This window comes from Kribbella sp. NBC_00359 (assembly GCF_036097425.1).
GTDB lineage: Bacteria > Actinomycetota > Actinomycetes > Propionibacteriales > Kribbellaceae > Kribbella.
In genome coordinates, this window is the sequence record NZ_CP107975.1 from 8144329 (window position 1) to 8167926 (window position 23598).

The window sequence follows — 23598 nt, forward strand, 5'->3', positions numbered from 1 at the left end:
GTGCGGATCGTCGGACAATCCGACGAATGCCGAGGGAGGTACCCGTGCAGGTCACCGAGACCGTCGAGATCACCGGCCACCTGATGGACACCGGACTGCTGTCCCGGGTCCTCGACGACATCCGCGGGTACGGCGGTGACTACACGCTGGACAAGTTCGACCTCGGCTACGACAAGGACGACCCGTCCACGGTCCGGATGACGGTCGGCGCCGAGGACGAGGAAGCCCTGCAGCGGCTGCTCATGCGGATCCAGACCAAGGGCGCCAACCTGGTCAACCCGGGCGAGCCGGAGATCAGTGCGGTGGTCCAGGACGGCGTCTTCCCGGACGGCTTCTACTCGACCACCAACCTGCCGACCAGCGTCCGGCTGCACGGCCACTGGGTCCAGGTGCGGCACCCGGAGATGGACTGCGGCCTGCTGGTCGAGGGGGACGACGTCCGCACCATCCCGATGTCGGAGGTGCGGGCCGGCATGCGGATCATCACCAGCGCCCAGGGCGTCCGGGTCACTCCCCCGATCGCCGAGACCCCCGAGGGCGGCTTCGGCTTCATGGAGTCGGACGTCTCCAGCGAGAAGCCTCAGCGGGTCCTGGTCCGCCAGGTCGCCGACGGCATGCGCGAGGCGAAGGCGAATGGCGAGAAGGTGCTCTGGGTCGGCGGCCCGGGCATCGTCCACACCGGCGCGGCACCGGCCATGGTCGCGCTGGTCGAGGCCGGTTTCGTCGACGTCCTCTTCGCCGGGAACGCACTCGCCACACACGACATCGAGTCGTCGCTCTACGGCACGTCGCTGGGCGTCGACCTGGACCGGGGCCGCGGCGTCGAGCACGGTCACGAGCACCACATCCGCGCGATCAACACGATCCGCAAGGCGGGTTCGATCGCGGCCGCGGTCGACCAGGGGGTGCTCACCTCGGGCGTGATGCACGCACTGGTGAAGATGGGCAAGAAGTTCGTCCTGGTCGGATCCGTGCGCGACGACGGCCCACTGCCCGACGTGTACACCGACGTACTCGAGGGCCAGCGGGCGATGCGCGCCGAGCTGCCCGGTGTCGGCTACTGCCTGATGGCCGCGACGATGCTGCATTCCGTTGCTACTGGCAACATCCTGCCGGCGTCCATCCCGCTGACCTGTGTGGACATCAACCCGGCGACGGTGACCAAGCTGGCCGACCGCGGTTCGTCGCACGCCCGCGGCATCGTCACCGACGTCGGCCTCTTCGTCGAGCACCTGGCCCGCGAACTGTCCCCGTCGTACGCCGAGGTCAAGTAAACTTCCTGGCGATGTCACAGAGCTTCGAGGCCTTCCTGATCCAGTTCGAACAGGCCAACACGGCCTTCGTCAACGGCGATGCCTCGTTGTGGCTGCCGTTGGTGTCGCGCAGCGAGCAGAGCTCGATCTTCGGCGGGTTCGGGGGCCAGGAGGTCGGCTGGTCGCAGATCGGGCCGCGGTACGCGTGGGCCGCCTCGCAGTTCCGGCCGAGTGGCGCGAAGGTCGAGTTCGAGTATCTCGAGAAGCACGTCGGCTCCGATACGGCCTACACCGTCGCGATCGAACGCTGCACCGTCCGGCACCTGAGCCAGCCCGAGGCGGTCCCGCACGTGCTGCGGGCCACGATGGTCTTCCGCGCCGAGGACGGTGGATGGAAGATCGCTCACCGGCATGCCGATCCGCTCAGCCCTACCGCGTCGCCATCGGGACCCTGACCGGTGGTGTTGGATGTGGGCATGACCGAGCTCGTGCAGCTGGATGTGACCGACGGCGTGGCCACGATCACGCTGGACTCCCCGCACAACAAGAACGCGCTGTCCCAGCAGCTCACCGGCGAGCTCCTGGAGCGGCTGGACAGCGCCGGGACCGACGAACTGGTCCGAGTGATCGTGATCCGCTCGGCGCTGGACGTGTTCTGCTCCGGCGCCGATCTGTCCGAGGCGACCACGGTCGGCATGGGTGTCGGCGCGCAGCGGATGGTCGACGTACAGCGCGCGATCGTCGCCAATCCCAAGCCGGTGGTGGCGCGGGTCGCCGGGCCGGTGCGCGCGGGCGGGATCGGGATCGTCGCGGCGGCTGACATCAGCGTCGCCGGCGAGAGCGCCACCTTCGCGCTGACCGAGGTCCGGCTGGGGCTGGCTGCGGCGACGATCTCGCTCACCGTGCTCCCCAGGCTGACCGATCGCGCCGCGTCGTACACCTTTCTCACCGGCAACGGCTTCGACGGGACCGAGGCGGCGCGCCTCGGCCTCGTCACCCGCGCGGTGCCCAACGGGGAGCTGGACGCCACGGTCGACGCGGTCGTGCAGTCGCTCCTCAAGGGCGCCGCGCAAGGCCTCCGGGAGAGCAAGAAGCTGCTCAACCGCGAGCTGCTCGCCGACATCGATGCCCGCGGCAAGGACCTCGCCGAGCTCTCCGCCGACCTGTTCGGCTCCCCCGCGGCCCAGGAAGCGATGCTCGCCTTCCTGAACCGCAAGCGGGGCTAGCCGCTACCCGGATGGCCACGCATCTGTTCGCGGTCGAGGACTACTTGCACGAGCGACCGCCGGAGCCGGCGCAGTAATTCGTTTGCCGGTGCAGGAGGCCACTGGTGGACTGGCTGGCATGCCGGAGATCACCGAGGGGCAGCGGGCGCAGTTTCGGGAGCATGGGTACGTCGTTGTCCCGGCGGTGCTGACGGACGACGAGGTCGCGGTGGGACGGCAGGTCGTCGCGCGGATGCTGGAGTGCGAGCCGCCTACAGGAGTCGGAGCGCACTTTCTCTGGCCTCGGTTCGACGGTGGCCATCCGTTGCTCGAGCTGTATCGGTCGGCCGGGATCGCGGAGCTGGCCGGGCAGTTCCTGCGGGCGGATCTCGACGTACAGGAGCCGGACTTCGCGCAGGTCGCGACGACGATTCCGCCGTGGCCGCATCGGCCGGGTGGGCCGCATGTCGACGGGCTCACGCCTGGGCTCGACGACGGCAGTCCGGCGACGTTCACGATGCTCGCCGGACTGTGGCTGACCGGTCACGACGAACTCGACCGCGGCAACCTCTACGTCTGGCCCGGCACCCACCTCGGCTTCGGCGCCTACCTGGCCGAGCGTGGCGCCGACGCCCTCACCCGCCTCGACGAGATGAACGTCGGACCCTACCCGGACATCCCCCTCGGCGATCCCATCCAGGTCACCGGCTCGGCCGGCAGCGTGCTCTTCGCCCACTACCTGCTCGCCCACAACATCGGCGGTCACTCCGGCACGGCGGACGACGTACGCCGCGAAACCCTCTACTACCGCCTCCAGGCCACCAACCACCGCACCAACTGGCGTGCCGCCGTCACCAACCCCCTCCTGGAGTTCCGCTCCTGACCTCGACTTTGTGCACCAGATCCGTACGGCGGGAGCAGTCGACCGCGGATCCGGTGCACAAAGTCGCGCGCCCGAGCCACCCGGTGGGTGGGTCGGCGCGGCTCGGCGGTGAGCTCGATCAGTTGCCGGAGCCGCCTGAGCTCGACTTTGTGCACGAGATCCGTACGGCGGGAGCGTCCGACTGCGGATCCGGTGCACAAAGTCGCGCGGCCGAGCTGCCGGGTGGGTGGGGCGCGGCGGTTAGGCGGTGAGCTCGATGAGTTGGGGGAGGTGGTCGGAGGCGGCGGCCAGGTCCTCGGGGGTGGCTGGGGTGGGGAGGATGCGGCCGGTCAGGGCTGGTGACAGGTGGGCGCCGTCGATGCGTTTGTGGGGGTTGGTGGAGCTGAAGGTGGGGCCGGCGTCGGCGCCCAGGTCCGTGAGGCCTTCCTCGGCGAGGCGCTTCCAGACCGGGCCGTCGGGTTCTTCGTTGAGGTCGCCGGCCAGCAGGTAGGGCAGGTTGAAGGATCGGCAGCCCTTCAGGACCTGTTCGAGTTCGTGCCGGCGGCCGCGGATGTGCAGGCCGAGGTGGCAGACGACCAGGGCGAGCCGCGTCGAGCCGAGCGCGACGTGACCGCCGACGGCGCCGCCGGGCAGTTGGGTGGCGATGAGGTTCAGCCGCCGGCGGACGAACGGTCGCCAGATCCGCCAGTGCAGCGGCCCGGTCAGATCGGTGCCGTCGGCAACCAGGATCGCGTTGCGGGCCGAGCCGACGACGTACCGCATCCCGAAGCTCGCCGCCATCGCGCGCCGCTTCCGCCGGGTCCCCCACCAGGTCGGCGCCTCCTGCACCAGCATCACGTCCGGCGCGCACGCCCTCACCACCCGCGCGAGCGCCGTACGGTCGTCGCCCCACCGATGCACGTTGTACGACAGCACCCGCAGCACCGCCGTGCCACCGACCGGACCCAGCTTCGAGCCGTCGTCGGTGGGCTCGTGGCTCATGCCTCGGGGTCGCCGTTCAGGTCGGCGTGGTGCAGGTCTGCGTCGGCGGCCGCGGCGCGCATTCCGGTACGACGGCCGGCCGACTTGCGGGCGGCTCGCTCGAGGCGGGTGGAGCGGCTGCGGGCGGCGGCCGTCTTCGCGGTGACGGCGGTCGTCTTGACGCGGACCCGGCGCAACCAGGTCGCCTCCTCCCGGGCCAGGTCGGCCGCGCCGACGAGGCCGGCCTCCGGGCCGAGGACGGCGCGCACGATCCGCGCCTCCGGGCGGAACCCACGACCGGTCAGCGTCCGCTTGAACGCCTCCCGCGCCGGCGCCAGCAGCAACTCACCCGCGTCCGACACGCCGCCACCGATTACGAAGGTGCCGGGGTCGAGCGCAGCGGCCAGGTTGGCGAGCCCGATGCCGAGCCAGCGGCCGACGTCCTCGAGCAGCTCCACCGCGACCGGGTCGCCGTCCTTGGCCAGCTCGGTCACCATCGGGCCGTTGATCTTGCGCGGATCGCCACCGGCCGCGCGGAGCAGGTTGTGCGCCACCGGTGATCCGGACCGCGCCAGCTCCCGCGCCTCCCGGGTCAGCGCGTTGCCGGACGCGTACTGCTCCCAGCAGCCGCGGTTGCCGCACTCGCAGCGATGACCACCCGGCACGACCTGCATGTGCCCGAACTCACCGGCGATGCCGAACTTCCCGCGCTGCAACGAGCCGTCGTTCAGGATCGCGCCACCGATACCGGTCCCGAGCGTCACACAGACCAGGTGGCTCTCGCCCTGACCGCCACCGAACCGCCACTCCGACCACGCGGCCGCGTTGGCGTCGTTCTCGACCACGACCGGCAGGCCGAGCCGGCGTTCGACCGCGTCCCGCAGCGGCTCGTGCCGCCAGGCGAGGTGCGGTGCGAACAGCACCGACGACCGCGTCCCGTCGACGAATCCGGCCGCGCCGATGCCGACGGCGATCACGTCGTGCCGGGACTCCAGATCGTGGACGATCTCCGCGATCGCGTCCTCGGTCTCCTTCGGGTCCGTCGTCGGCGTGTCCCGCCGTACCCGGTCCAGGATGTTGGCCTCGGGGTCGACCACCCCGGCGGCGACCTTGGTCCCGCCGATGTCGATCCCGATCGTCAAAGCCTGCGTCAGAGCCACTGCACGACCCTCCTCGCCGTACCCCCAGCCCCCGCCGGACTACCTCCAGTATCCCGTGTCCCGTTCATGACCGGGATTTCTCTGGAACGAGGGCTGGGTGGCGGGCCAGGTCGGCGGCGCCGATCAGGCCGGCGTCGTTGCCCAGCTCGGCGACGCTGAACGTCGGGTGCGGGCGGTTCGCCTTGGCCGGGAGGACCTTCTCGAAGGCCGTTTCGGCAGACTTCAGCAGCAGCTCCTTCGCCGCGCTCACGCCACCGCCGACGACGATCAGCGTCGGGTCGAACAGGGTCGCGAGACTCGCCAGCCCCTCGCCCAGCCAGCGCCCGAGCTCCTCCAGCAGCTCCACCGCGCACGGATCGCCCGCGGCCGCCGCCTTGGTGATCATCGGCCCGGTCAGCTCGGCCGGGTCGGAGATCCCGCACACGCTCAGCAGCTGCATCGCGCTCAGCGAACCCGACTCCGCCTGCGCCCGGCCCTCCCGCACCAGGGCCCGCCCGGACGCGTACTGCTCCAGGCATCCCCGCGCCCCACAACCACACCGATGCCCACCGGGTACGACGCGCATGTGCCCGAGCTCGGCCGCGACACCATGGGCGCCGCGCAGCAGCTCGCCGCTGTGCACGACACCGCCGCCGATCCCGGTGCCGACCGTGATGCAGACCATGTCCTGGACGTTCTTCGCGGCGCCGAAGGCGAACTCGCCCCAGGCCGCGGCGTTCGCGTCGTTCTCGACCACGACGGGGATCTTCAGCGTGTCCGCGACCCGGACGCCGAGCGGCTCGTTCCGCCAGGCCAGGTTCGGCGCGAACAGCACGGTCGACCGGTCCGACGAGACGAACCCGGCCGCGCCGATCCCGACCGCCTCCACGTCGTGCCCGGCGATCAGTTCGGCGGCCGCGTCGCAGATCGCTGCGGCGGTGCCGTCGACCGAGTCCGCCGGGGTGTCGCGATATGCGCGGGCACCGATCACGCCGTCCGGTCCGACCAGGCCGGCCGCGATCTTCGTTCCGCCGACATCGATGCCGATCGTCAGTCCCATGGTTCGGGGTCCTCACTCACGTCGATCCGGTCCACCCGGGACCGGACCGGCTCCTCCTGAGCGGTACGCGACGCTGCGTCCGCCTGCGCCTGCCGGGCAGCCTCCGCGGCTGCCTCCAGCAACGATCGCACCGACCCGAGCACATGCGCGGCCGCCGACGACAGCTGCTCGATCGTCTCCGGGCTGGTGTTCCGCACCTTACGAATCAGCTGGCACACCGGACACCACTGACACTCGGGGCCGGCGTGGTGCTCGTGCGCTGCCTGCTCGTCGTCCGCGGGTGCTTCCTCGGCGTGCGTCGTACCACCGGGACCGGCTGCGGCCTGCTGGAGTACGGCGAACAGCTTGGCCGCCTCCTCGGCGACGGATCCGATCGGCTCCTTACTCACCGGCCCTCCCCGATCGCGGCCTCGTGGGTGAGCCGGGCGTGGAACTCGGCCGTCAAACCCTGTGCCAACTCCTGCGCGGACTCGAGCGGCCCGGTCCCACTCGGTAACTCAGACGGCATCGGCCGCGCGGTCTCCCGGGGCGCGAACCGCACCTGCAGCCGACCGTCGTCCAGCCGCGCGCCCGCGACCACTCCGCGGGCCAGTGCCGCAGGCAACGGCAGCACCCGCCGATACGACCCGACGGTGATGATCAGCTCGTCACCGTGGCGCGCCAACTCCAGCTCGCTCGCGGAGGCCAGCGGCAACGGCATCGTCAGCGTGTAGGTCCGGCCGTCGGTGTCGATGTGCCGATCCACCCACAGCGACGTCTCGTCTGTCGCACGGGCGAACGGGTCGTCCCCGCCGTACATCTCCACTGCGAACGCGGCGAGCTCCTCCACGCCGACCGGCTCACAGGCCCGGTACGGCGACTCCCAGATCGGCAGCGGCCGGAACGAGTCCGCCACGTCCTCGAGGATGCCGCGCTGCGCCGCGACCCACTGCCGCCGCCAGTTGTCCGCGCCGGCGGCCGGGAACACCCGGTTCGCGACCACGCCGTCGACGCGGTAGCCGTACAGCGACAGGGTTGTCAGCGATCGCCGCGCCTCGGCCACCACCACGGCCTCCGGCGTCAGCACCAGCCGCACCGACGCGTCCGGTCCGGCAAGCAGGGTGCGGATGTCCGACAGGTCGCTCTGCAGCCGCCGCAGCGCGTCGAAGACGGTGTCGTCCGGCATCGGGATCCCCGACGCACGACTGAGGAACGGCCGGAAGGTCCGCATCACCTTGCGCTCGGCATTGAAGATGCGGTCCATGTACCAGTTGAGTGCCTCGGGCAACGCAAGCAGCCGGAGCGTCTCCGCGGTCGGCGCGCAGTCCACCACGATCACGTCCCAGCGCCCGGACCGGACGTGGTCACGCACCTCGAGCAGCGCGAGCACCTCCTCGGCGCCCGGCAGCACAGTCAGTTCCTCGGCCTCGATCGGGTCCACCCCGACCATGTGCAGCACCGACCGCAGGTACGCCTGGATGTCACCCCAGGACCGCTCGAAGCGGCGCTGCGCGTCGATCTGCTGGACGAACAGCAGGTCGTCGATCTCGGTCGGCTCGAGACCGACCTCGGAGTCGAACGCGTCCGACAGCGAATGCGCGGCGTCGGTCGACAGCACCAGCGTGCGCAGCCCACGCAACGCGGCGAGCGTGGCCGTGCCCGCGGCGGAGGTCGTCTTGCCGACGCCGCCCTTACCCGTGTACAGCAGAACCCGAGTCACTCTGGATCAGGACTCGACGCGCTTCTTGAGGCCCTTGAGGGCCGTGTCGATGATGACCTTCTCGGCCTTGCGCTTCAGCATGCCGATCATCGGGATCGCCACGTCGACAGCCAGCCGGTACGTCACCTCGGTCCCCTCCGCGCCCAGGTCGCGCAACACATACGCGCCGTCCATCCCCTTCACCATCTTGGCCCGCACCAGCGTCCAGGTCACCTCGTTGCGGGACCAGACATAGTCCAGCGTGTACTCGTCCGAGATGGCGCCGGCGTCGACCTTGAACCTGACCTGCTTCGGCCGGCCCGCCTCGTCGGTGGACAGCACCTCGGTCTCCCGCATCGAGTCGGCCCATTCCGGGTACGCCGCGAAGTCCGCGATCACCGCCATGATGTCTTTGGGAGTCGCGTTCACCACGATGGTCGAGGTGGTCTGTTCCGCCATTGATACACCTCTTAACTGCCAGGGCTGGTGGTGCGTGAACTGTCGGGACGAGTCGTGCTGGGACCGCCGGTCTCGGTGTCCTCCCCGGAGACTATCGCGGGATCGGATCCGGGACGGCGCTCGCCCGCGGCGCGGCCCGTCTCGGCCTCGTCCTTGAACCGCCACAGGTGCTCCCGGTACGCCGCGACGTACCGCTCCTTGAGCCTGGCGAGCGCCTGACCGCGGACCGGTTTCGCCGGATCGACGCGCAGGTACCAGTGCACGACGACCCCGTCGCGAACCGGCTCGAGCCACCACTCCGCCGTACCGATGGCGGCGCCGGTGACGGCCCAGCGGACGCCCTCCGGGCCGCGCCGCTCGGACGGGGTCAGGGTGAGGTCCGGCCACCACTCGCGCCAGAGGGTGTCCGAACCGAGCCGCTCGGCGACGTAGGCTGGATCGGCAACGACCAAGTCGTCGCAACTGATGTCGATGGTGGACATGGAGAGAACCTAGTTCCGTGGGTCACATAAACCTGGCTACTTGTGGGTAGGTGACTGTACCGTGCGCCGGACGTCGACAATTTCGTGACCGACTGAGGAGACGCGGATGCGTGAGTACACCGTTCCTGCTGTGACCGAGCCACTCACCGGGAGCCTGAGCGACCCCGTGTGGGCGAACGCGTCCTCTCATCCCGACACCGCGATCTTCAGCCGGCGGGCCGAAGGCGGCTGGCTGGACGTGTCCGCGGCCGAGTTCGCCCGGCAGGTGACCGGCGTCGCCAAGGGCCTGATCGCGGCCGGCGTGAAGCACGGCGAGCGGGTCGCCCTGCTCAGCGCCACCCGGTACGAGTGGACCCTGATCGACTACGCGATCTGGAGCATCGGCGCGGTCACGGTGCCGATCTACGAGACCTCGTCGGCGTCGCAGATCCAGTGGATCCTGACCGACTCCGAGGCGGTCGTGGCGATCGCCGAGAACGCCGCCCACGGCGCGGTGGTCGAGTCCGCCCGCGCCGAGGCGCCGTCCCTGCAAGAGATCTGGCAGATCGAGGCGGGCGCGGTCGAGGAGCTGACCGTCCTCGGGCAGGAGATCTCCGACGCCGAGTTCGACAAGCGCCGGACCGCGGTCACGGCCGACGATCTCGCGACGCTCATCTACACCTCCGGTACGACGGGACGCCCGAAGGGCTGCAAGATCAGCCACTCGAACTTCCTCGCCGAGCTCGGCCAGGCGGTGAAGGTGCTGGACGACCTGTTCGACGTGAATGGAGCAAGCACGCTGCTGTTCCTGCCGCTGGCGCACGTGTTCGCCCGGATCATCCAGGTCGGCTGCGTGATGATGCGGGTCAAGGTCGGCCATAGCTCGGACGTGAAGAACCTGGTCGCCGATCTCGGCGCGTTCCAGCCGACCTTCATCCTGAGCGTCCCGCGGGTGTTCGAGAAGGTGTTCAACTCCGCCAGCCAGAAGGCACACGCCGACGGCAAGGGCAAGATCTTCGACGCCGCCGCGGACACCGCGATCGCGTACTCGCAGGCGCTGGACAAGGGCGGCGCGTCGTTCGTGCTGAAGGCCAAGCACGCGCTGTTCGACCGGCTCGTCTACTCCAAGCTCCGCACTGTGCTCGGCGGCAACGTCGAGTACGCCGTCTCCGGCGGCGCGCCACTCGGTGACCGGCTCGGCCACTTCTTCCGCGGCATCGGCGTACCGGTGCTGGAGGGCTACGGCCTGACCGAGACCACCGCCGCGGTGTCGGTGAACCTGCCCGACGACATCCGCGTGGGCACCGTGGGCCGGCCGCTTCCTGGTGTGACGGTCGCCGTCGCGGAGGACGGCGAGCTGCTGTTCAAGGGCGGCCAGGTGATGCAGGGCTACTGGAAGAACGACGAGGCCACGGCGGCCGCGATCGACGCGGACGGCTGGTTCCACACCGGCGACCTGGGCGAGTTCGACGTCGACGGGTTCATCAAGATCACCGGCCGGAAGAAGGAGATCCTGGTCACCGCCGGCGGCAAGAACGTCGCGCCGGCCGTGCTCGAGGACCAGATCCGCCTGCACCCGCTGGTCAGCCAGTGCATGGTGGTCGGCGACGGCAAGCCGTTCATCGCCGCGCTGATCACGATCGACCCGGAGAACGTGGTCCCCTGGGCCACCGAGCGCGGCAAGCCCACCGACGTCGCCTCGCTGACCGACGACGCGGATCTGATCGCCGAGATCCAGAAGGCCGTCACCGAGGCCAACGGCTCGGTCTCCCACGCCGAGCAGATCAAGAAGTTCTCCATCCTCCCCACCGACTGGACCCAGGAGTCCGGCGAGCTGTCGCTGAAGCTCTCGCTCCGCCGCCACATCGTGATGAAGAACCACGAGGCCGACGTCGAGGCCCTGTACGCCAAGTAGGCGGGGGTTTGCCGGCGGGTACCGGGGACCACATGAAGTCTCGACACGATGCAGGCCATCGTCGTGGCACGGCACCACGGGTGGTCGGATCCATAGCTCCACCTACTGACATCAGCGGCCCCTTCGTCTTCAGCTGGAGCGCGGTCGGAGAGTGTGCGGTCGTCCGCGTCGCCGGTCAGGTCGACGTCGCCACCGCGCCCGCGTTCCGGACCGAGCTCGGGCATGTGATCACCACCAAGCTGTCCAAGCTCGTCGTCGACCTGCGGCGCGTCACGGCGATGGAGGCAGCCGGCCTCCACGTCCTCGTCGACGCCCACGATCTGGCCGTCCAGCACGGCGGCTGGCTGCGCGCGTCCGGAGCCGGGCAGTGGCTGGCCGACCTGATCCGGGCCGCCGGAATCAACCGGCCGCTCGACCACTACCCGACGCTCGCGGACGCGCTGCCCGCGCACCGCCCAGCCCCACTGACCTAAGTACCGCGAGGACGTCGTACTGCGAGATCAGCCGATCGGGTGATGAGCGGTCGAGCCTGATGGGCGATTCGGGCGGGGTGGGCTCTCCGCGAGAGTCGTCGTATGACCTTGGAGAGTGTGCGGACGACGGCCCGAGGGCCTGTTGTCGAAGTCAGTGAGCTGCGGAAGTCCTATGGCGGCCGGAGTGTCGTCGACGGTGTGTCGTTCGCCGTCGAGGAGGGCGAGATCTTCGGGATCCTCGGCCCGAACGGCGCCGGCAAGACCACCACGGTCGAGTGCGTCGAGGGACTGCGCGTCCCCGACGGCGGCCGGGTCCGGGTCGCCGGTCTCGACCCGATCGCCGATCACGCGGCTGTCACCCAGGTCCTCGGCGCCCAGCTCCAGGAGAGCGAGCTGCAGGCCAAGCTCACCGTCCGCGAGGCGCTCGAGCTGTACGCCGCCCTGTACCCGAACCCGGCCGACTGGCGCCCGCTCGCCGAACGTCTCGGGCTCGTCGCCCAGCTGAACACCCGGTTCGGTGTCCTCAGCGGCGGCCAGAAGCAGCGCCTGTTCATCGCCCTCGCCCTGATCGGCAACCCCCGCGTGGTCGTCCTCGACGAACTGACGACCGGGCTCGACCCGCGCGCCCGCCGCGACACCTGGGAGGTCGTCGAGGACGTCCGCGCGCGGGGCGTCACCGTCCTCCTGGTCACGCACTTCATGGAGGAGGCGCAGCGGCTGTGTGACCGGATCGCCCTGATCGACAAGGGCCGGATCACCGCGCTCGACACCCCGCGCGGACTGATCAGCCGTACGGCGGGATCCACCATCATCTCGTTCACCCCGTCGGCCGCGCTCGACGACGAGGAGCTGGCCGCGCTGCCGGCGCTCGCGTCGGTCGAGCACAAGGAGGGCCGGATCACGCTGGCCGGATCCGATGACACCGTCACCGCGGTGCTCTCGCTCCTCGCCCGGCACCGCATCACAGCCCACCAGCTCCGCGTCACTGACGCCACCCTCGACGACGCCTTCCTCGACCTCACCGGAGCGACCTCATGAGCACGACAGCACCGACGCGTACCAATCCCGGCCGGGCCGTTCTCCGGGCGGAGTCCCGGCTCTTCCGGCGCGAGCCCGGCAATCTCTTCTGGATCCTGGGTTTCCCGCCGCTGCTGCTGGTGATCCTGGGCAGCATCCCGTCGTTCCGGAAGGCCGACCCAGGCCTCGGCGGCCTCCGGCTGATCGACGTGTACGTCCCCATCCTCGTCCTCGTCGCGCTGATCGTGACCGGCCTGCAGGCGATGCCACCCGTCATCACCGGCTATCGCGAGCGCGGCATCCTGCGCCGGATGTCGGCGACTCCGGTCCGCCCGTCCGCGCTGTTGTCGGCCCAGATGGGTCTGAACGGCGCAGCGGCCCTCGTGTCGGCGCTGGCCTGCATGGCGATCGGCCGGCTCGCGTTCGACGTACGGCTGCCGCAGCAGGCGTTCGGCTACGCGCTCGCGCTGCTGCTCACGGCCGCCGCTGCCTTGGCCCTTGGAGCCTTGGTATCAGCGCTGGCCCGGACGGCGCGGATCGCGACAGCGATCGGCACCGCGGTGTTCTTCCCGAGCTTGTTCTGCGCGGGTATGTGGCTGCCGGTGCGAGCGATGCCGCATCTCCTTGGCCACATCGTCGTACTCACTCCGTTCGGCGCCGCGGCCCGCGCCCTCGACCAGGCGTCAATCGGCCACTGGCCGGCCTGGTCCCACCTCGGGGTCCTCGCCGCGTGGGCTGTCCTTCTGTCGGCCGCGGCTACCCGCTGGTTCCGGTGGGAGTAGGAGACTGAGCAGGTGACGACTGCGGACACGGACCTCGACCGCCGGCGGGATCTCTACCTCAAGGGGATGCCGTACGGACTGCTCGGCGTCGCCACGCTCCTGTCGGCCGCCACGGCCGGGCTGATCATGCCGACCGCGGCGATCCGGATCGCGGCCGCGGGGCTGGTCGTCGCTGCGCTCGTGTTCCAGTTGGGGTGGAGCTGGATCTCCCGCACCCGCCCAGGACCGAACTGGATCTCGGCGACGTACTACACCGCCCGCTGGGCGATCGGCTTCGCCCTGACGCTGCTGAATCCGTTCTTCGCGTTCTATGCCGTCGCCGGGTACTTCGACACCGACGAACTGATCCCCGCACAGCGCTGGAAGCGGATCGCCCTCTTCGGCTGTTCCATCCCGGTGGCGGGCGCCCAGACCAGCGGCATCCCGGTCCAGGACTCGACGAAGTGGATCGTGTTCGCCGGCCTGCTGCTGGCCAACAACGTCCTGCTGACCGTCGTCCGGCACTTCGCCGACCAGGAGGAGGAACGGTCCCGGGCGGCCACCATCGCCGAGCTCCAGCAGGCCCACGAGGAGAACGCCGCTCTGCAGGCCCAGCTCCTCATCCAGGCCAGGGAAGCGGGCATCGCCGACGAACGCCGGCGGCTGGCCGCCGAGATCCACGACACCATCGCCCAGGGACTGACCGGCATCATCGCCCAGCTTCAGGTCGTCGCGAAGACCGGCGACCCGGCGGCCGCGCGAGAGCACGTGAACCGGGCCACCGACCTGGCCCGGCACAGCCTGGGCGAGGCCCGCCGCTCGGTGCAGAACCTCGCCCCGGTCGGCCTGTCGTACGACGGACTCCCCGAGGCGATGCGCAAGACGGTCGACCAGTGGGCGGAGCGGACCGGCGTACGCGCGGAGTTCACTCTCACGGGTCCGGCGCAACATCTGCACGGAGAGGTGTCGGCGACGCTCCTGCGGATCACGCAGGAGGCGTTGGCGAACGTGGCCAAGCACGCGGCCGCTACTCGCGTCGGGGTCACACTCAGCTACATGGACGACGAGGTCACCTTGGACGTCCGCGACGACGGGAAAGGATTCGAACCGATGACGCTGCCCACCCGCACCGGTACCGGCGGCTTCGGCCTGGACGGCATGCGTGCCCGCGCCGAGCGCATCGCCGGCTCGCTCACCGTGGAGTCCGAGCCGGGCTCAGGTACGGCGGTGTCGGCTCGCGTACCGTTGGTGCTCCATGGCTGAGATCTCGCTCCTCCTCGTCGACGACCACCCAGTGGTCCGGAACGGTCTGCGCGGCATGTTCGAGGCGGAGCCCGGCTTCACCGTGCTCGCCGAAGCGTCCAACGGTGTGGAGGCGGTGGCACTGGCCGCCGAGCTCGACCCGGACGTGATCCTGATGGACTTGCGCATGCCCGGGGGCGGCGGACTGGACGCCATCACCGAGCTGACCCGCCGCGGCGCCCGGGCTAAGGTCCTGGTCCTCACCACGTGGGACACCGACACCGACACGCTGCCCGCGATCGAGGCGGGCGCGACCGGCCACCTGCTGAAAGACGCGCCACAGGACGAGTTGTTTACCGGGGTCCGCGAAGCTGCGGCAGGACGCACGGTGCTCTCCCCTGCTGTCGCCTCCCGGCTGGTCTCCGCCGTCCGTACGCCGGCCGCGACCCCGTTGGCCGCCCGTGAACGCCAGGTCCTCGCACTGGTTGCCAAAGGCACCTCCAATCGCGAGATCGCCCGCGAGCTCTTCATCAGCGAGGCGACGGTGAAGACCCACCTCAGTCACCTCTTCACCAAGCTCGGCGTGACCGACCGCGCGGCAGCGGTGGCCAAAGGCTACGAACTCGGCATCCTCGGCCAGGACTGATCAGCGGCCACCGGTGAACGTTATTCCGTTCGTGATGTGTTTTTGGGCGACGAAGAAGACCACCAGGCAGGGCAGGGTGATCAGCACAGAGGTTGCCATCAGCAATGGTGTGTCGGTGCCGTTGACGGACTGGAAGCCGGCCAGGGCGAGCGGGAGGGTCTTCCACTGGTCGGAGTTGATGTAGATGGCCGGGCCGAGGAAGTTGTTCCAGTAGCCCATGAACAACAGGATCGACACCGCGACCACAGCCGGCCGAGCCAGCGGCAGGTAGACCAGCAGGAAGGTCCGGAACCAGCCGCACCCGTCGACCACCGCGGCGTCGGCCAACTCGGACGGCATCCGGGCGAAGAACTGCCGGAACAAGAAGATGTAGAACGGCGACCCGAAGAACGCCGGCAGGATCAGCGGGTAGAGCGTGTCGATCATGCCGAGGTTGTTGAACAGCATGAACTGCGGCACCATCGTCACCTCCCCCGGCAGCAGCATCGTCGCCAGCACGACGGCGAACACCACCCCGGAGAACCGCACCCGCAGCCGCGCGAACGCGGCCAGCGAGCACGAGAACACGGTCCCGACGATCGGGATGAACGTCGTCAGCACCGAGTTCAGCGCGTAGCGCCAGAACGGGAACGACGTGATCGCCCGGGTGTAGTTGTCCCACAGGAACTCGCGCGGCCACACGCTGGCCCCGGAACCGCCCACTCCGGCCAGTGACCGCAGCGACGTCGCAAGCATCCACAGGAACGGATAGACGAACACCAGCGATCCGAGGGCGAGGACGACGTACAGGGAGACGGTGAGGGACACGTTCCGGCGCCAGAACGGACGGTCGGTGCGGAACGCCACCGCGGGACGTGCTTCGGCCAGGGCCGTCATCGGGTCCTCCTCTTGCGGCGACCGGACAGATCGGACTCGTAGTACACGGCGAACGCGCTGCCTCGGGCCGTCACCAGGGTGAGCGCGAGGATGACGACGAACAGGATCCAGGCCAGCGCCGACGCGTAGCCCATCCGGAAGTTCTGGAAGGCGTTGTCGTACAGGTAGTAGACGAAGAACAGCAGCGAGTCCTTCGGTCCGCCGTTCGCGACGAAGCCCTGGGTGAAGATCTGCAACGCGCCGATGATCCCGGTCAGCGCGTTGAAGAGGATGATCGGCGACAGCTGCGGCAGCGTCACGTGCCAGAAGATCCGGACCGGGCCGGCGCCGTCCAGCGCCGCCGCCTCGTAGAGGTTCGTCGGCACGTCCTTCAGCCCGGCCAGGTAGATCACCATCGCCCCGCCGACCGTCCACAGGCTCATCAGGATGACGGTCGGCAGCGCCCACGACGGATCGTTGAACCACCCGGGCCCGTCGATCCCGACCTTGCCGAGTACGTCGTTCGCCAGGCCGTACTGCGGATTGAACACCCACAGGAACAGCACCATCTGGGCCACGCCGGACACCAGGCTCGGCAGGTACCAGACGGTCCGGAAGAACCGCATCCCGGGCAGCTCGGTGTTCAGCAGCAGGGCCACCAGGAACGCCAGGACGGCCTGCAGCGGCACGCTGATCACGGCGTACAGCAGGGTCACCTTGAGCGCCTGCCCGACCCGCGGGTCCTGGAACGCCTCGGTGTAGTTGGCCAGACCGACGAACTTCGGCGGCGTGATCAGGTCCCACGAGGTCAGGCTGACGTAGAGCGAGGACACCATCGGCCCGACCGTGAAGAGGCAGAAGCCGATCAGCCACGGCGAGACGAACAGCCAGAACGCGATCGTCTTGTCGGCCCGCGGCCACTTCCGCCGCGCCCCGTACGCCGCCAGTCCGATGACGGCGTACAGGACGATCAGCAGGAGCAGGAACGGGACCAGCGGCACGAGTGCGGTGGGGACGCCCCAGGATTCGGCGAGTCCCCGGATCCAGCCAATGGTCGGGTTCACGGGCTACCTCACTGCTTGAGCGACTGGGTGCACTTGGCGGCCAGCTGCGGCAGGATCTTGGCGACGTCGTCCTTGCCGGTGCCGAGCGGGGTGTAGCTCGTCATGCCCTTCTCCGCGTCACCGGAGATCTGCGCCTCCTTGGCGACCGACGGGCCGACGATGCCGCTCTTCAGCGCGGTGGTGAACGCGGCCAGGTTGCGATCGGCCGGCAGCACCTTCTCCAGCGTCGGCGTCGAAGCCGCGATGATCGGTACGCCGAGCGCCGTGTTGCCCTGGATCAGCTGGTCCTGAGCGACCTGCTGCGTGCTGGCGAACTCGACGAACTTCTTCGCGGTCTCGAGCTGCTTGCCGGACGCGTTCTTCGCGATCCCGAGCCCGTCCACCTCCATCGGGAATCCCTTGCCGGGCACCGGGACCAGGGTCCAGTTCGGCTTGCTGATCTTGGCGAAATCGGCGACCGTCCAGGGACCGAAGTCGCTGAAGGTGGCCAGCCGTCCGGCCGCGAACCACTGCGCCTGGTCCTGCCCCTGGATGTCCACCGAGGTCGGCGCGGAGCGGTCCTTCTGCAGGTCGACGACGTACTGCGCGGTCCGCACGCCGGTCTGGTCGCCGAACGTGCATTCGGTCCCGTCGGCGTTGTAGTAGCCACCACCGGCGGCCGTCAGCCAGCCGCGGTACCAAAGATTGCTGGAGCCGTAGACGCGGGCCTTGCCGTCGCCGTGGGACAGCTTCGCGGCGATCGTCTTGAACTCGTCCAGCGTCAACGGAGTCGTTGCACTCGGCAACGGTACGCCCGCGGCCTTGAACGCGTCGGTGTTGACCGCCATCACCTTGGGCTTCGCGGCGAACGGCATCGCGTAGTACTTGCCCTGGAACTGCAGCGCGGACGAGATGTTCGGCTGCACGTATTTGCCGGGGTCAACGGTCTGCTCGGCGAAGCTCGGCGCGAACCCGGCCAGGCTGGTGTTGCTGATCTCCATAACGGTCGACTGGGTGCCGGCCGCGATCGACGTCTGCAGCTTCTGCTCGTAGTCGGCCTGGATCCAGTTCGTGGTCACCTTCGTGCCGGGGTTGGCCTTCTCGAAGGCCGCGGCGATCGCCTTGAGCGACGCGGCCTCGGAGTTCGTGCCCCAGAAGGAGAAGCTGATGGTGGCGGAGTCCCCGGAGGTATTGCCGGCGCCGTTGCCGGCGGGCTGGTTGCCGGTGGCGCAGCCTGCCGCCAGGAGGACGGCGGCGACCACAGGGATGAGGCGGTTGGATTGCTTCATGAGGGGTCCTTCGGCTGGGTGCTGACCCGGGCGGTCCGACCGGGTTCGAGGATGCGGTTGGTGCTTCCTGGGCCGACCGTCACCGTCAGCGGCCCCGGTCCGCTGTGCACGGTGACTTCGGTCGTGTGCCGGCCTTCCTGACTGATCCGGAGATCCCAGTCGCCGACCCGGACGTGGTCGGCGGTCAGCCGGCCGATCGCGGCCGGCAGATGGGATTCGATGGTCAACGCCGCCGACGCCGCGTCCGGCCGCAGCCCGAGCAGTCCGGCGACGAGATGCTCGACGACGGTGAAGGAGATCTCCGGGTAGTCGTCCCGGCTGTCGATGAGGTGCTTCGTCCAGCGCCAGGCGGACTCGTCGCGACCGTGCTTGAAGAACACGGCCGGGAGGTAGCTGAACGACTCGATGTTCAGCGGCGGGTGAGACTCCATCCGGGCTTCGATGTAGTCGAGGAGCCGCTCGTTGCGTTCCCCGGTGCCGCTGAGCCCGAACAGCGGGACGAGGTCGTGCGACTCCAGGCCCCATCCGTAGTCCAACCCGTCCTTGGTCCGCCCCCGGGCGAACTGGTCGCCGTTCCACCAGTCGTTCAGGTACGTCGCCTGGATGCGCTCCGCCTCGGCGTCCCGGCCGAGCTTGCGGAGTACGGCGTACTGGAGTGCCATGCCGTCGCCCGCGACGATGAGCGGCGCCTCCCGCTCGTTGTAGGTGGCGGTGCCGAGGAAGATGTCGCCGGTCCCGCCTGCCTCGGGGACGCCGTCGCCGTCGGCGTCGTGGGCCTCGACGAACTCGCCGACGCTGTGCCGGTAGTACGCCGCCAGGTCGGGGTCGTCGAGCCATCGGCGGTCGCCGGTCCAGTCGTACTGTTCCAGCGCCCGGAAGCTGAGGTCGAACACCGCGGGGATCTCCCGGACGAAGTGCTCGTCGTGGTGGTAGTCGAGCGCGGCGATCCGCCCGTCGAAGTGGAATGCCCAGATCGGGAACCACTTCCGGGCCGGCGTCGCCGAACGCGCGAAGTGCCGGAACATCGCGAAGTTCTCCGCGTCCAGCCCGAGCAGATGCGCACCGGTCGCCTGGTGGCAGACGTCGCGCGAGTAGAACATCGGCCGGGACGGATACCCGGCCCAGTACGACGGCAGGTTGCCGGGCTCGGCGTCCGTCCGGACCCAGTCCAGCGCCCGCTTCCGGGCCCAGGCGAAGGCGTCCTCGACGAGCGGGTTGTCGGAGCTCACAGCCAGCACGGGTACTCCTCGATGAATCCGATATTAGCGCTAAAACTAGAGACCTGGACCAATTCGGTCAATACCTTCTGGCGATCTGGTTTTACCGCTATAGTCCCCAACGTGACGACTTTCGAGATCCGCTCGCCCGACGGCCGCACACACCGCACCGGCACGATCGACGGCGCCGCCACGGTGACCGAGCGGCCGGCCGACGAGCCGGGTGTGCTGCGGTACGACGTGGCCGCCGACGGCCCGGTGACGCTGCGGTGGACCTGGCCGGCCGAGACCGCGGTGACACTGTGGCGCGCCACGCAGGGCTCGCGTCGCGAGCTGCCGATCGACTGGGGTTCGCACCGCGATGTCCGGTCGGTCCGCTCCGCGCCGGTCGCGGCCCTCGTCGACGCGCAGGACCGCAGCTTGTCGACAATCTCCTTGTCGGCAAGTGTCCGCGGCTGCGACTTCGCCGTCGGTGTGAACGAGGAGACCGCCGAGCAGTTGATCGAGCTCACCGTGGACGACGTCGAAGCCCGGCGCTTCACCCTGCGGATCGACCTTCGTGAGCTGCATTTCGCCGAGGCGCTTCGGGGCGTGACTGCGGAGTGGACCGGCGAGCTCGGCGACCGCATCGCGCCCGTGCCCTCGGTGGCACGGGCGGCGATGTACTCCACCTGGTACAGCGACCACCAGCACGTCTCGGCCGAGTCCGTCGAACGGCACGCCCGCGCGGGAGCGTCGTACGGCTGTGCCGCCGTGATCGTCGACGACGGCTGGCAGACCGACGACACCGCCCGCGGGTACGCGTACTGCGGTGACTGGGAGCCGACCAGCCGGACGTTCCCCGACATGGCCTCGCACGTACGTCGGGTGCACGAGCTCGGATTGCGTTACGTGCTCTGGATCGCGCCGCCGCTGATCGGCGTGCACTCGAAAGCCTGGGATCGGTTGAAGGATCGCATCCTCGGCTTCGCGGACGGTGAGGTCACAGCGGTGCTGGATCCGCGCTACCCCGAGGTGCGCGAGCACCTCCTGGAGAGCTGCATCCGGCCGGTGCGGGACTGGGGTGTCGACGGGCTCAAGATCGACTTCATCGACTCCTGGGCGTGGTCTTCCCCGCCGCCGGCGCCGGATGCCGATTGCACGTCGGTCGACGAGGGTGTCGAGTTGCTGCTGCAGGCGATCACCACCGAGTTGCGGAAGTTGCGGCCGGACGTGCTGATCGAGTTCCGGCAGGACTACGTGAACCCGCGGCTGTGGCAGTTCGGCACATTCCTGCGCGCCGGGGACTGTGCGATGGACCCGGTGGAGAACCGGGTGCGCACGATCGACAGCCGCTTGCTGGCCGGCGATCGCGCGGTGCACTCGGACATGCTGATGTGGCACCCGTCGGCGTCCGCGGAGAACGTCGCGCAGCAGTTCATCGGTGCGATGTTCAGTACGCCGCAGGTGTCGATGGAGCTCGATGCGATGTCGCCCGAGCACGAGCGCGTGGTCCGGCATTGGCTCGGCTTCCTGAGTGATCACGCCGACGTGTTGCTGGACGGCGTACTGGTGCCTTCGCGGCCGGATGCTCGGTATACGCAGGTCCGGGCTGTCGGTGCGGACACCGTGGTGGCCGTTTTCACCAACCCGGTGGTGCGGTTGACGGACACCGATCGGTCGATCGTGCTGGTGAACGGCGGGGCCTCGAGCCGGATCATCGTGGAAGATGCGGGACCTGGGCCGGTCGACCTCGTAGTGTCGGACTGCTCGGGCACGGAGGTGTATCGCGGGCGGACGACACCGCCGGAGGTGTGGGCGATCGACGTACCGGTCGCCGGGGTGGCCCGGATCGAACGGGTCTGACAGAGGGGGCTGGATTGACGCAACAGAAGCCGCGGCGGACGACCGTCGCGGATGTGGCCCGGCTGGCCGGGGTGTCGGCGATGACGGTGTCGAACGTACTGAACGCGCCGCACCGGGTGGCCGAGCCGACCGTCCGGACCGTGCGCGCCGCGATCGAGGAGCTCGGCTACACCCCGAACCACGCGGCCCGGGCGTTGTCGTCCGGCCGCAGCCAGGTGATCGGGTTGCCGCTCTACCTCGAGGACGACACGTTCAGCGAGCAGAACCCGGGCCTGGGTGGGTTCCTGCACGGTCTGCTCGGTGGCCTGGTCAAGGCGGCAGCGGTGTCCGGGTACGGCGTGCACGTCACGACGCCGACCGAGGGTGCGACGGAGATCGCGCTGTACGAGAAGCTGATCGCCGCCCGGCAGGTCGACGCGATCGTCGTCCTGGAGACGATGCCGCGGGACGAGCGGATCGAGTTCCTCAGCCAGCGGCGGTTCCCGTTCGTCGCGTTCGGGCGGACCGGGCCGCAGCATCGGCAGTGCTGGGTCGACGTGGACAACGAGACCTCGATGGCGGGGATCGCACAGCACCTGCGGTCGACCGGACGCTCGCGCGCGGTCTACCTGGCGACCGACAGTGCGTTGCCCTGGGTGCATCAGCGCCAGGCCGGATTCCTGCAGGAATTCCCGTCAGCGATCGTGCGATCGTTCGGGTCGCTCGAGGCAGTCGCGTCGTACGTCGAGGAGGCCGATCAGCCGGATGTCTTCGTGGCGGACAACGACGCGTACGCCGTGGTCGCTATGCGGGCGCTGCAGCGGCGCGGGATCGCGGTCGGCGAGGATGTCGCGGTCACCGGGTTCAACGACTTCCCCTTCGCGAGCATGCTCGACACGCCGCTGACAACAGCGCGGATCCCGTTGCGGGACATCGCATCGTGCCTGTTCGACCGCGCGCTCCGGGAGATCAGCGGCGACGTCGATCAGCCCGGCCGGCTGGTCACCGCTCCCCTGGTCGTCCGCTCGAGTGCCTGACGGGCGATCAGGAGGGTGGTCGCCGTACCGAGGATGCCGGCCGCGGCGATGGTGAGGTTCGGGGCGAGGAAGGTGCCGACGACGCCGGCCAGCGCGATGCTGACGCCTTGGATCGCCATCAGGCCGCTGGTCTGGACGGTGAAGAGCCGCCCGCGGTACGCCGGATCGACCGCCTGCAGGATCAACGGATCGACGCCCTGGTTGAACGCGTAACCGGCGCCGGAAACCGCGAGCAGGACGGCCGCGACCGGAATGGACGGGGTGACGACGAAGGCGATCGCCGGGAGCTGCGTCATCAGCAGGAGTGGAACGACGAGCCGTCGCCGCGTGGAAGGGGGAAACCGCGCGGCGACGAACTCGCCGAGTACTGTGCCGGTCGCGTAACCGGTGAAGAGCGCACCGGCGGCCGCCGCGATCGTTCCGGCCTGCGCCGTGTAGGCGACCGCCAGACCGTCGGGGACCGAGGAGAACGCCGGCGCCACCCAGGTCAGCAGGATCAGACTCCGAAGCCTTTTGGTGGTGAACAGGTAGCGCAGCCCGGTCCAGGAATCACGGACCATGTTGCGCCGCCGCTCACCGGCCGGGGTGTACGGCGTACCCACGCCGATCAGCACGGCGGACGCGACGAAGGACACCACGTCGAGCGCGAGCAACCAGGTCGGCCCGATCGCCGCCACCGCGACCGCCCCCAGCGCGAACCCGGTCAGCACCGTCACCTGACTGATTGCCCGAAGCAACGACCTCCCGATCGGGAACAGGTCACCGGGCAGCAGGTGCGCGAGACTCGCGGCCCGCGCGCCCGCGAAGACCGGCGCGACGATCCCGGTCGCCAGCAGCAGCCCGAGCAGCGCCGCCACCGGAAGTCCGGGGATCAGCATGACGCCGATCCACAGCCCGCTGAGCAGATCACAGCCGACCAGCACCCGCCGTGCCGGGAACCGGTCCGCGATCGACGAGAGCAGGATCCCACCCAGCGCGTACGGCAGGAACGAACACACCAGCACCAGGGCCGACAGCAACGGCGACCCGGTCCGCTCGAACACCAGAATCGACAACGCGACCTGGGCGGCCACCGTCCCGAGCATCGACACCGTGTGGGCGAGGTAGATGGCGGGCATGCCGGGAACGCGCAGGACGCCTCGGTAGCCGGGGTTGGTCACAACAGTCGCGCTCACGTCGCG

General features: G+C 69.5%; 25 protein-coding genes. 13 read left to right on the forward strand and 12 right to left on the reverse strand.

What is annotated here, in order from left to right; all coding sequences use genetic code 11:
* Positions 1 to 26: 26 nt before the first annotated feature.
* The 5 genes from OG876_RS39505 (at position 27) to OG876_RS39525 (ending at position 3592) form a co-directional block, all read left to right on the forward strand.
* Positions 27 to 1274 (forward strand): ornithine cyclodeaminase, encoded by a 1248-nt coding sequence (locus OG876_RS39505; protein WP_328521843.1) that lies wholly within the window; start codon positions 27 to 29, stop codon positions 1272 to 1274.
* 11 nt (positions 1275 to 1285) lie between these two features.
* A complete protein-coding gene (locus tag OG876_RS39510) occupies positions 1286 to 1708 on the forward strand; it encodes a YybH family protein (RefSeq protein ID WP_328521844.1) in 423 nt (140 codons plus the stop codon).
* 21 nt (positions 1709 to 1729) lie between these two features.
* Positions 1730 to 2479, forward strand: coding sequence for an enoyl-CoA hydratase-related protein (locus OG876_RS39515; RefSeq protein ID WP_328521845.1), 750 nt, complete (start codon positions 1730 to 1732; stop codon positions 2477 to 2479).
* Positions 2480 to 2597: 118 nt separating this feature from the next.
* Complete coding sequence (locus tag OG876_RS39520; RefSeq protein WP_328521846.1) at positions 2598 to 3341, forward strand: phytanoyl-CoA dioxygenase family protein; 744 nt, start codon at positions 2598 to 2600, stop codon at positions 3339 to 3341.
* Positions 3342 to 3394: 53 nt separating this feature from the next.
* Positions 3395 to 3592: a hypothetical protein gene (locus OG876_RS39525; protein WP_328521847.1), complete on the forward strand. Its 198-nt coding sequence runs from the start codon at positions 3395 to 3397 to the stop codon at positions 3590 to 3592.
* Here the strand turns inward: OG876_RS39525 and OG876_RS39530 are convergent.
* The 7 genes from OG876_RS39530 to OG876_RS39560 form a co-directional block, all read right to left on the reverse strand.
* Positions 3582 to 4322 carry an endonuclease/exonuclease/phosphatase family protein gene (locus tag OG876_RS39530; RefSeq protein WP_328521848.1) on the reverse strand — a complete coding sequence of 247 codons (741 nt, stop codon included), beginning with the start codon at positions 4320 to 4322 and terminating at the stop codon, positions 3582 to 3584. The two genes, OG876_RS39525 and OG876_RS39530, sit on opposite strands and share 11 nt — an antisense overlap.
* The gene (locus tag OG876_RS39535) at positions 4319 to 5461 is read right to left on the reverse strand and encodes an ROK family glucokinase (protein WP_328521849.1); all 1143 of its coding nucleotides are present in this window, start codon (positions 5459 to 5461) and stop codon (positions 4319 to 4321) included. Before OG876_RS39535 ends, OG876_RS39530 begins: the two co-directional genes overlap by 4 nt.
* A 64-nt stretch (positions 5462 to 5525) precedes the next feature.
* Positions 5526 to 6500: an ROK family glucokinase gene (locus tag OG876_RS39540; protein ID WP_328521850.1), complete on the reverse strand. Its 975-nt coding sequence runs from the start codon at positions 6498 to 6500 to the stop codon at positions 5526 to 5528.
* Positions 6491 to 6889 (reverse strand): hypothetical protein, encoded by a 399-nt coding sequence (locus OG876_RS39545; RefSeq protein ID WP_328521851.1) that lies wholly within the window; start codon positions 6887 to 6889, stop codon positions 6491 to 6493. The genes OG876_RS39540 and OG876_RS39545 overlap by 10 nt, the downstream gene beginning before the upstream one ends.
* Positions 6886 to 8199: an ArsA family ATPase gene (locus OG876_RS39550; protein ID WP_328521852.1), complete on the reverse strand. Its 1314-nt coding sequence runs from the start codon at positions 8197 to 8199 to the stop codon at positions 6886 to 6888. Before OG876_RS39550 ends, OG876_RS39545 begins: the two co-directional genes overlap by 4 nt.
* A gap of 6 nt (positions 8200 to 8205) precedes the next feature.
* Positions 8206 to 8637, reverse strand: a complete 432-nt coding sequence (locus OG876_RS39555) for an SRPBCC family protein (RefSeq protein ID WP_328521853.1) — start codon at positions 8635 to 8637, stop codon at positions 8206 to 8208.
* 11 nt (positions 8638 to 8648) lie between these two features.
* Positions 8649 to 9119 (reverse strand): hypothetical protein, encoded by a 471-nt coding sequence (locus tag OG876_RS39560; RefSeq protein ID WP_328521854.1) that lies wholly within the window; start codon positions 9117 to 9119, stop codon positions 8649 to 8651.
* Between the two features lie 106 nt (positions 9120 to 9225).
* Here OG876_RS39560 and OG876_RS39565 point away from each other — a divergent pair, with 106 nt between their 5' ends.
* The 6 genes from OG876_RS39565 (at position 9226) to OG876_RS39590 (ending at position 15152) form a co-directional block, all read left to right on the forward strand.
* On the forward strand, positions 9226 to 11013 hold the full coding sequence (locus tag OG876_RS39565; RefSeq protein ID WP_328521855.1) for an AMP-dependent synthetase/ligase: 1788 nt from the start codon (positions 9226 to 9228) through the stop codon (positions 11011 to 11013).
* Positions 11014 to 11045: 32 nt separating this feature from the next.
* On the forward strand, positions 11046 to 11486 hold the full coding sequence (locus OG876_RS39570) for an STAS domain-containing protein (RefSeq protein ID WP_328521856.1): 441 nt from the start codon (positions 11046 to 11048) through the stop codon (positions 11484 to 11486).
* A gap of 102 nt (positions 11487 to 11588) precedes the next feature.
* Positions 11589 to 12524 carry an ABC transporter ATP-binding protein gene (locus OG876_RS39575; RefSeq protein WP_328521857.1) on the forward strand — a complete coding sequence of 312 codons (936 nt, stop codon included), beginning with the start codon at positions 11589 to 11591 and terminating at the stop codon, positions 12522 to 12524.
* Positions 12521 to 13285: an ABC transporter permease gene (locus OG876_RS39580; protein WP_328521858.1), complete on the forward strand. Its 765-nt coding sequence runs from the start codon at positions 12521 to 12523 to the stop codon at positions 13283 to 13285. The genes OG876_RS39575 and OG876_RS39580 overlap by 4 nt, the downstream gene beginning before the upstream one ends.
* Before the next feature lie 12 nt (positions 13286 to 13297).
* A complete protein-coding gene (locus tag OG876_RS39585) occupies positions 13298 to 14527 on the forward strand; it encodes a sensor histidine kinase (RefSeq protein WP_328521859.1) in 1230 nt (409 codons plus the stop codon).
* On the forward strand, positions 14520 to 15152 hold the full coding sequence (locus OG876_RS39590; RefSeq protein WP_328521860.1) for a response regulator transcription factor: 633 nt from the start codon (positions 14520 to 14522) through the stop codon (positions 15150 to 15152). Before OG876_RS39585 ends, OG876_RS39590 begins: the two co-directional genes overlap by 8 nt.
* Here OG876_RS39590 and OG876_RS39595 read toward each other — a convergent pair whose 3' ends face one another.
* From OG876_RS39595 to OG876_RS39610, 4 genes are read right to left on the reverse strand one after another with little or no spacing between them, the layout of a single operon-like run.
* Positions 15153 to 16028 carry a carbohydrate ABC transporter permease gene (locus OG876_RS39595; protein ID WP_328521861.1) on the reverse strand — a complete coding sequence of 292 codons (876 nt, stop codon included), beginning with the start codon at positions 16026 to 16028 and terminating at the stop codon, positions 15153 to 15155.
* A complete protein-coding gene (locus tag OG876_RS39600; RefSeq protein ID WP_328521862.1) occupies positions 16025 to 17071 on the reverse strand; it encodes a carbohydrate ABC transporter permease in 1047 nt (348 codons plus the stop codon). The genes OG876_RS39595 and OG876_RS39600 overlap by 4 nt, the downstream gene beginning before the upstream one ends.
* 8 nt (positions 17072 to 17079) lie before the next feature.
* On the reverse strand, positions 17080 to 18339 hold the full coding sequence (locus tag OG876_RS39605; protein WP_328521863.1) for an extracellular solute-binding protein: 1260 nt from the start codon (positions 18337 to 18339) through the stop codon (positions 17080 to 17082).
* Positions 18336 to 19577, reverse strand: a complete 1242-nt coding sequence (locus OG876_RS39610; RefSeq protein ID WP_328521864.1) for a hypothetical protein — start codon at positions 19575 to 19577, stop codon at positions 18336 to 18338. Before OG876_RS39610 ends, OG876_RS39605 begins: the two co-directional genes overlap by 4 nt.
* A gap of 102 nt (positions 19578 to 19679) precedes the next feature.
* Here OG876_RS39610 and OG876_RS39615 point away from each other — a divergent pair, with 102 nt between their 5' ends.
* Positions 19680 to 21401, forward strand: coding sequence for a glycoside hydrolase family 36 protein (locus OG876_RS39615; protein ID WP_328521865.1), 1722 nt, complete (start codon positions 19680 to 19682; stop codon positions 21399 to 21401).
* A 14-nt stretch (positions 21402 to 21415) separates the two neighbouring features.
* Positions 21416 to 22417, forward strand: a complete 1002-nt coding sequence (locus OG876_RS39620) for a LacI family DNA-binding transcriptional regulator (protein ID WP_328521866.1) — start codon at positions 21416 to 21418, stop codon at positions 22415 to 22417.
* Here OG876_RS39620 and OG876_RS39625 read toward each other — a convergent pair.
* Positions 22366 to 23592, reverse strand: a complete 1227-nt coding sequence (locus OG876_RS39625; RefSeq protein WP_328521867.1) for an MFS transporter — start codon at positions 23590 to 23592, stop codon at positions 22366 to 22368. The two genes, OG876_RS39620 and OG876_RS39625, sit on opposite strands and share 52 nt — an antisense overlap.
* Positions 23593 to 23598 lie beyond the last annotated feature (6 nt).

What these genes read in the sequence shown, in the direction of transcription:
- OG876_RS39505 (WP_328521843.1), top strand. Translation starts at nt 27, where the DNA reads ATGCCGAGGGAGGTACCCGTGCAGGTCACCGAGACCGTCGAGATCACC.
- OG876_RS39510 (WP_328521844.1), top strand. Translation starts at nt 1,286, where the DNA reads ATGTCACAGAGCTTCGAGGCCTTCCTGATCCAGTTCGAACAGGCCAAC.
- OG876_RS39515 (WP_328521845.1), top strand. Translation starts at nt 1,730, where the DNA reads ATGACCGAGCTCGTGCAGCTGGATGTGACCGACGGCGTGGCCACGATC.
- OG876_RS39520 (WP_328521846.1), top strand. Translation starts at nt 2,598, where the DNA reads ATGCCGGAGATCACCGAGGGGCAGCGGGCGCAGTTTCGGGAGCATGGG.
- OG876_RS39530 (WP_328521848.1), bottom strand. Translation starts at nt 4,322, where the DNA reads ATGAGCCACGAGCCCACCGACGACGGCTCGAAGCTGGGTCCGGTCGGT.
- OG876_RS39540 (WP_328521850.1), bottom strand. Translation starts at nt 6,500, where the DNA reads ATGGGACTGACGATCGGCATCGATGTCGGCGGAACGAAGATCGCGGCC.
- OG876_RS39555 (WP_328521853.1), bottom strand. Translation starts at nt 8,637, where the DNA reads ATGGCGGAACAGACCACCTCGACCATCGTGGTGAACGCGACTCCCAAA.
- OG876_RS39560 (WP_328521854.1), bottom strand. Translation starts at nt 9,119, where the DNA reads ATGTCCACCATCGACATCAGTTGCGACGACTTGGTCGTTGCCGATCCA.
- OG876_RS39565 (WP_328521855.1), top strand. Translation starts at nt 9,226, where the DNA reads ATGCGTGAGTACACCGTTCCTGCTGTGACCGAGCCACTCACCGGGAGC.
- OG876_RS39570 (WP_328521856.1), top strand. Translation starts at nt 11,046, where the DNA reads ATGAAGTCTCGACACGATGCAGGCCATCGTCGTGGCACGGCACCACGG.
- OG876_RS39575 (WP_328521857.1), top strand. Translation starts at nt 11,589, where the DNA reads ATGACCTTGGAGAGTGTGCGGACGACGGCCCGAGGGCCTGTTGTCGAA.
- OG876_RS39580 (WP_328521858.1), top strand. Translation starts at nt 12,521, where the DNA reads ATGAGCACGACAGCACCGACGCGTACCAATCCCGGCCGGGCCGTTCTC.
- OG876_RS39590 (WP_328521860.1), top strand. Translation starts at nt 14,520, where the DNA reads ATGGCTGAGATCTCGCTCCTCCTCGTCGACGACCACCCAGTGGTCCGG.
- OG876_RS39595 (WP_328521861.1), bottom strand. Translation starts at nt 16,028, where the DNA reads ATGACGGCCCTGGCCGAAGCACGTCCCGCGGTGGCGTTCCGCACCGAC.
- OG876_RS39605 (WP_328521863.1), bottom strand. Translation starts at nt 18,339, where the DNA reads ATGAAGCAATCCAACCGCCTCATCCCTGTGGTCGCCGCCGTCCTCCTG.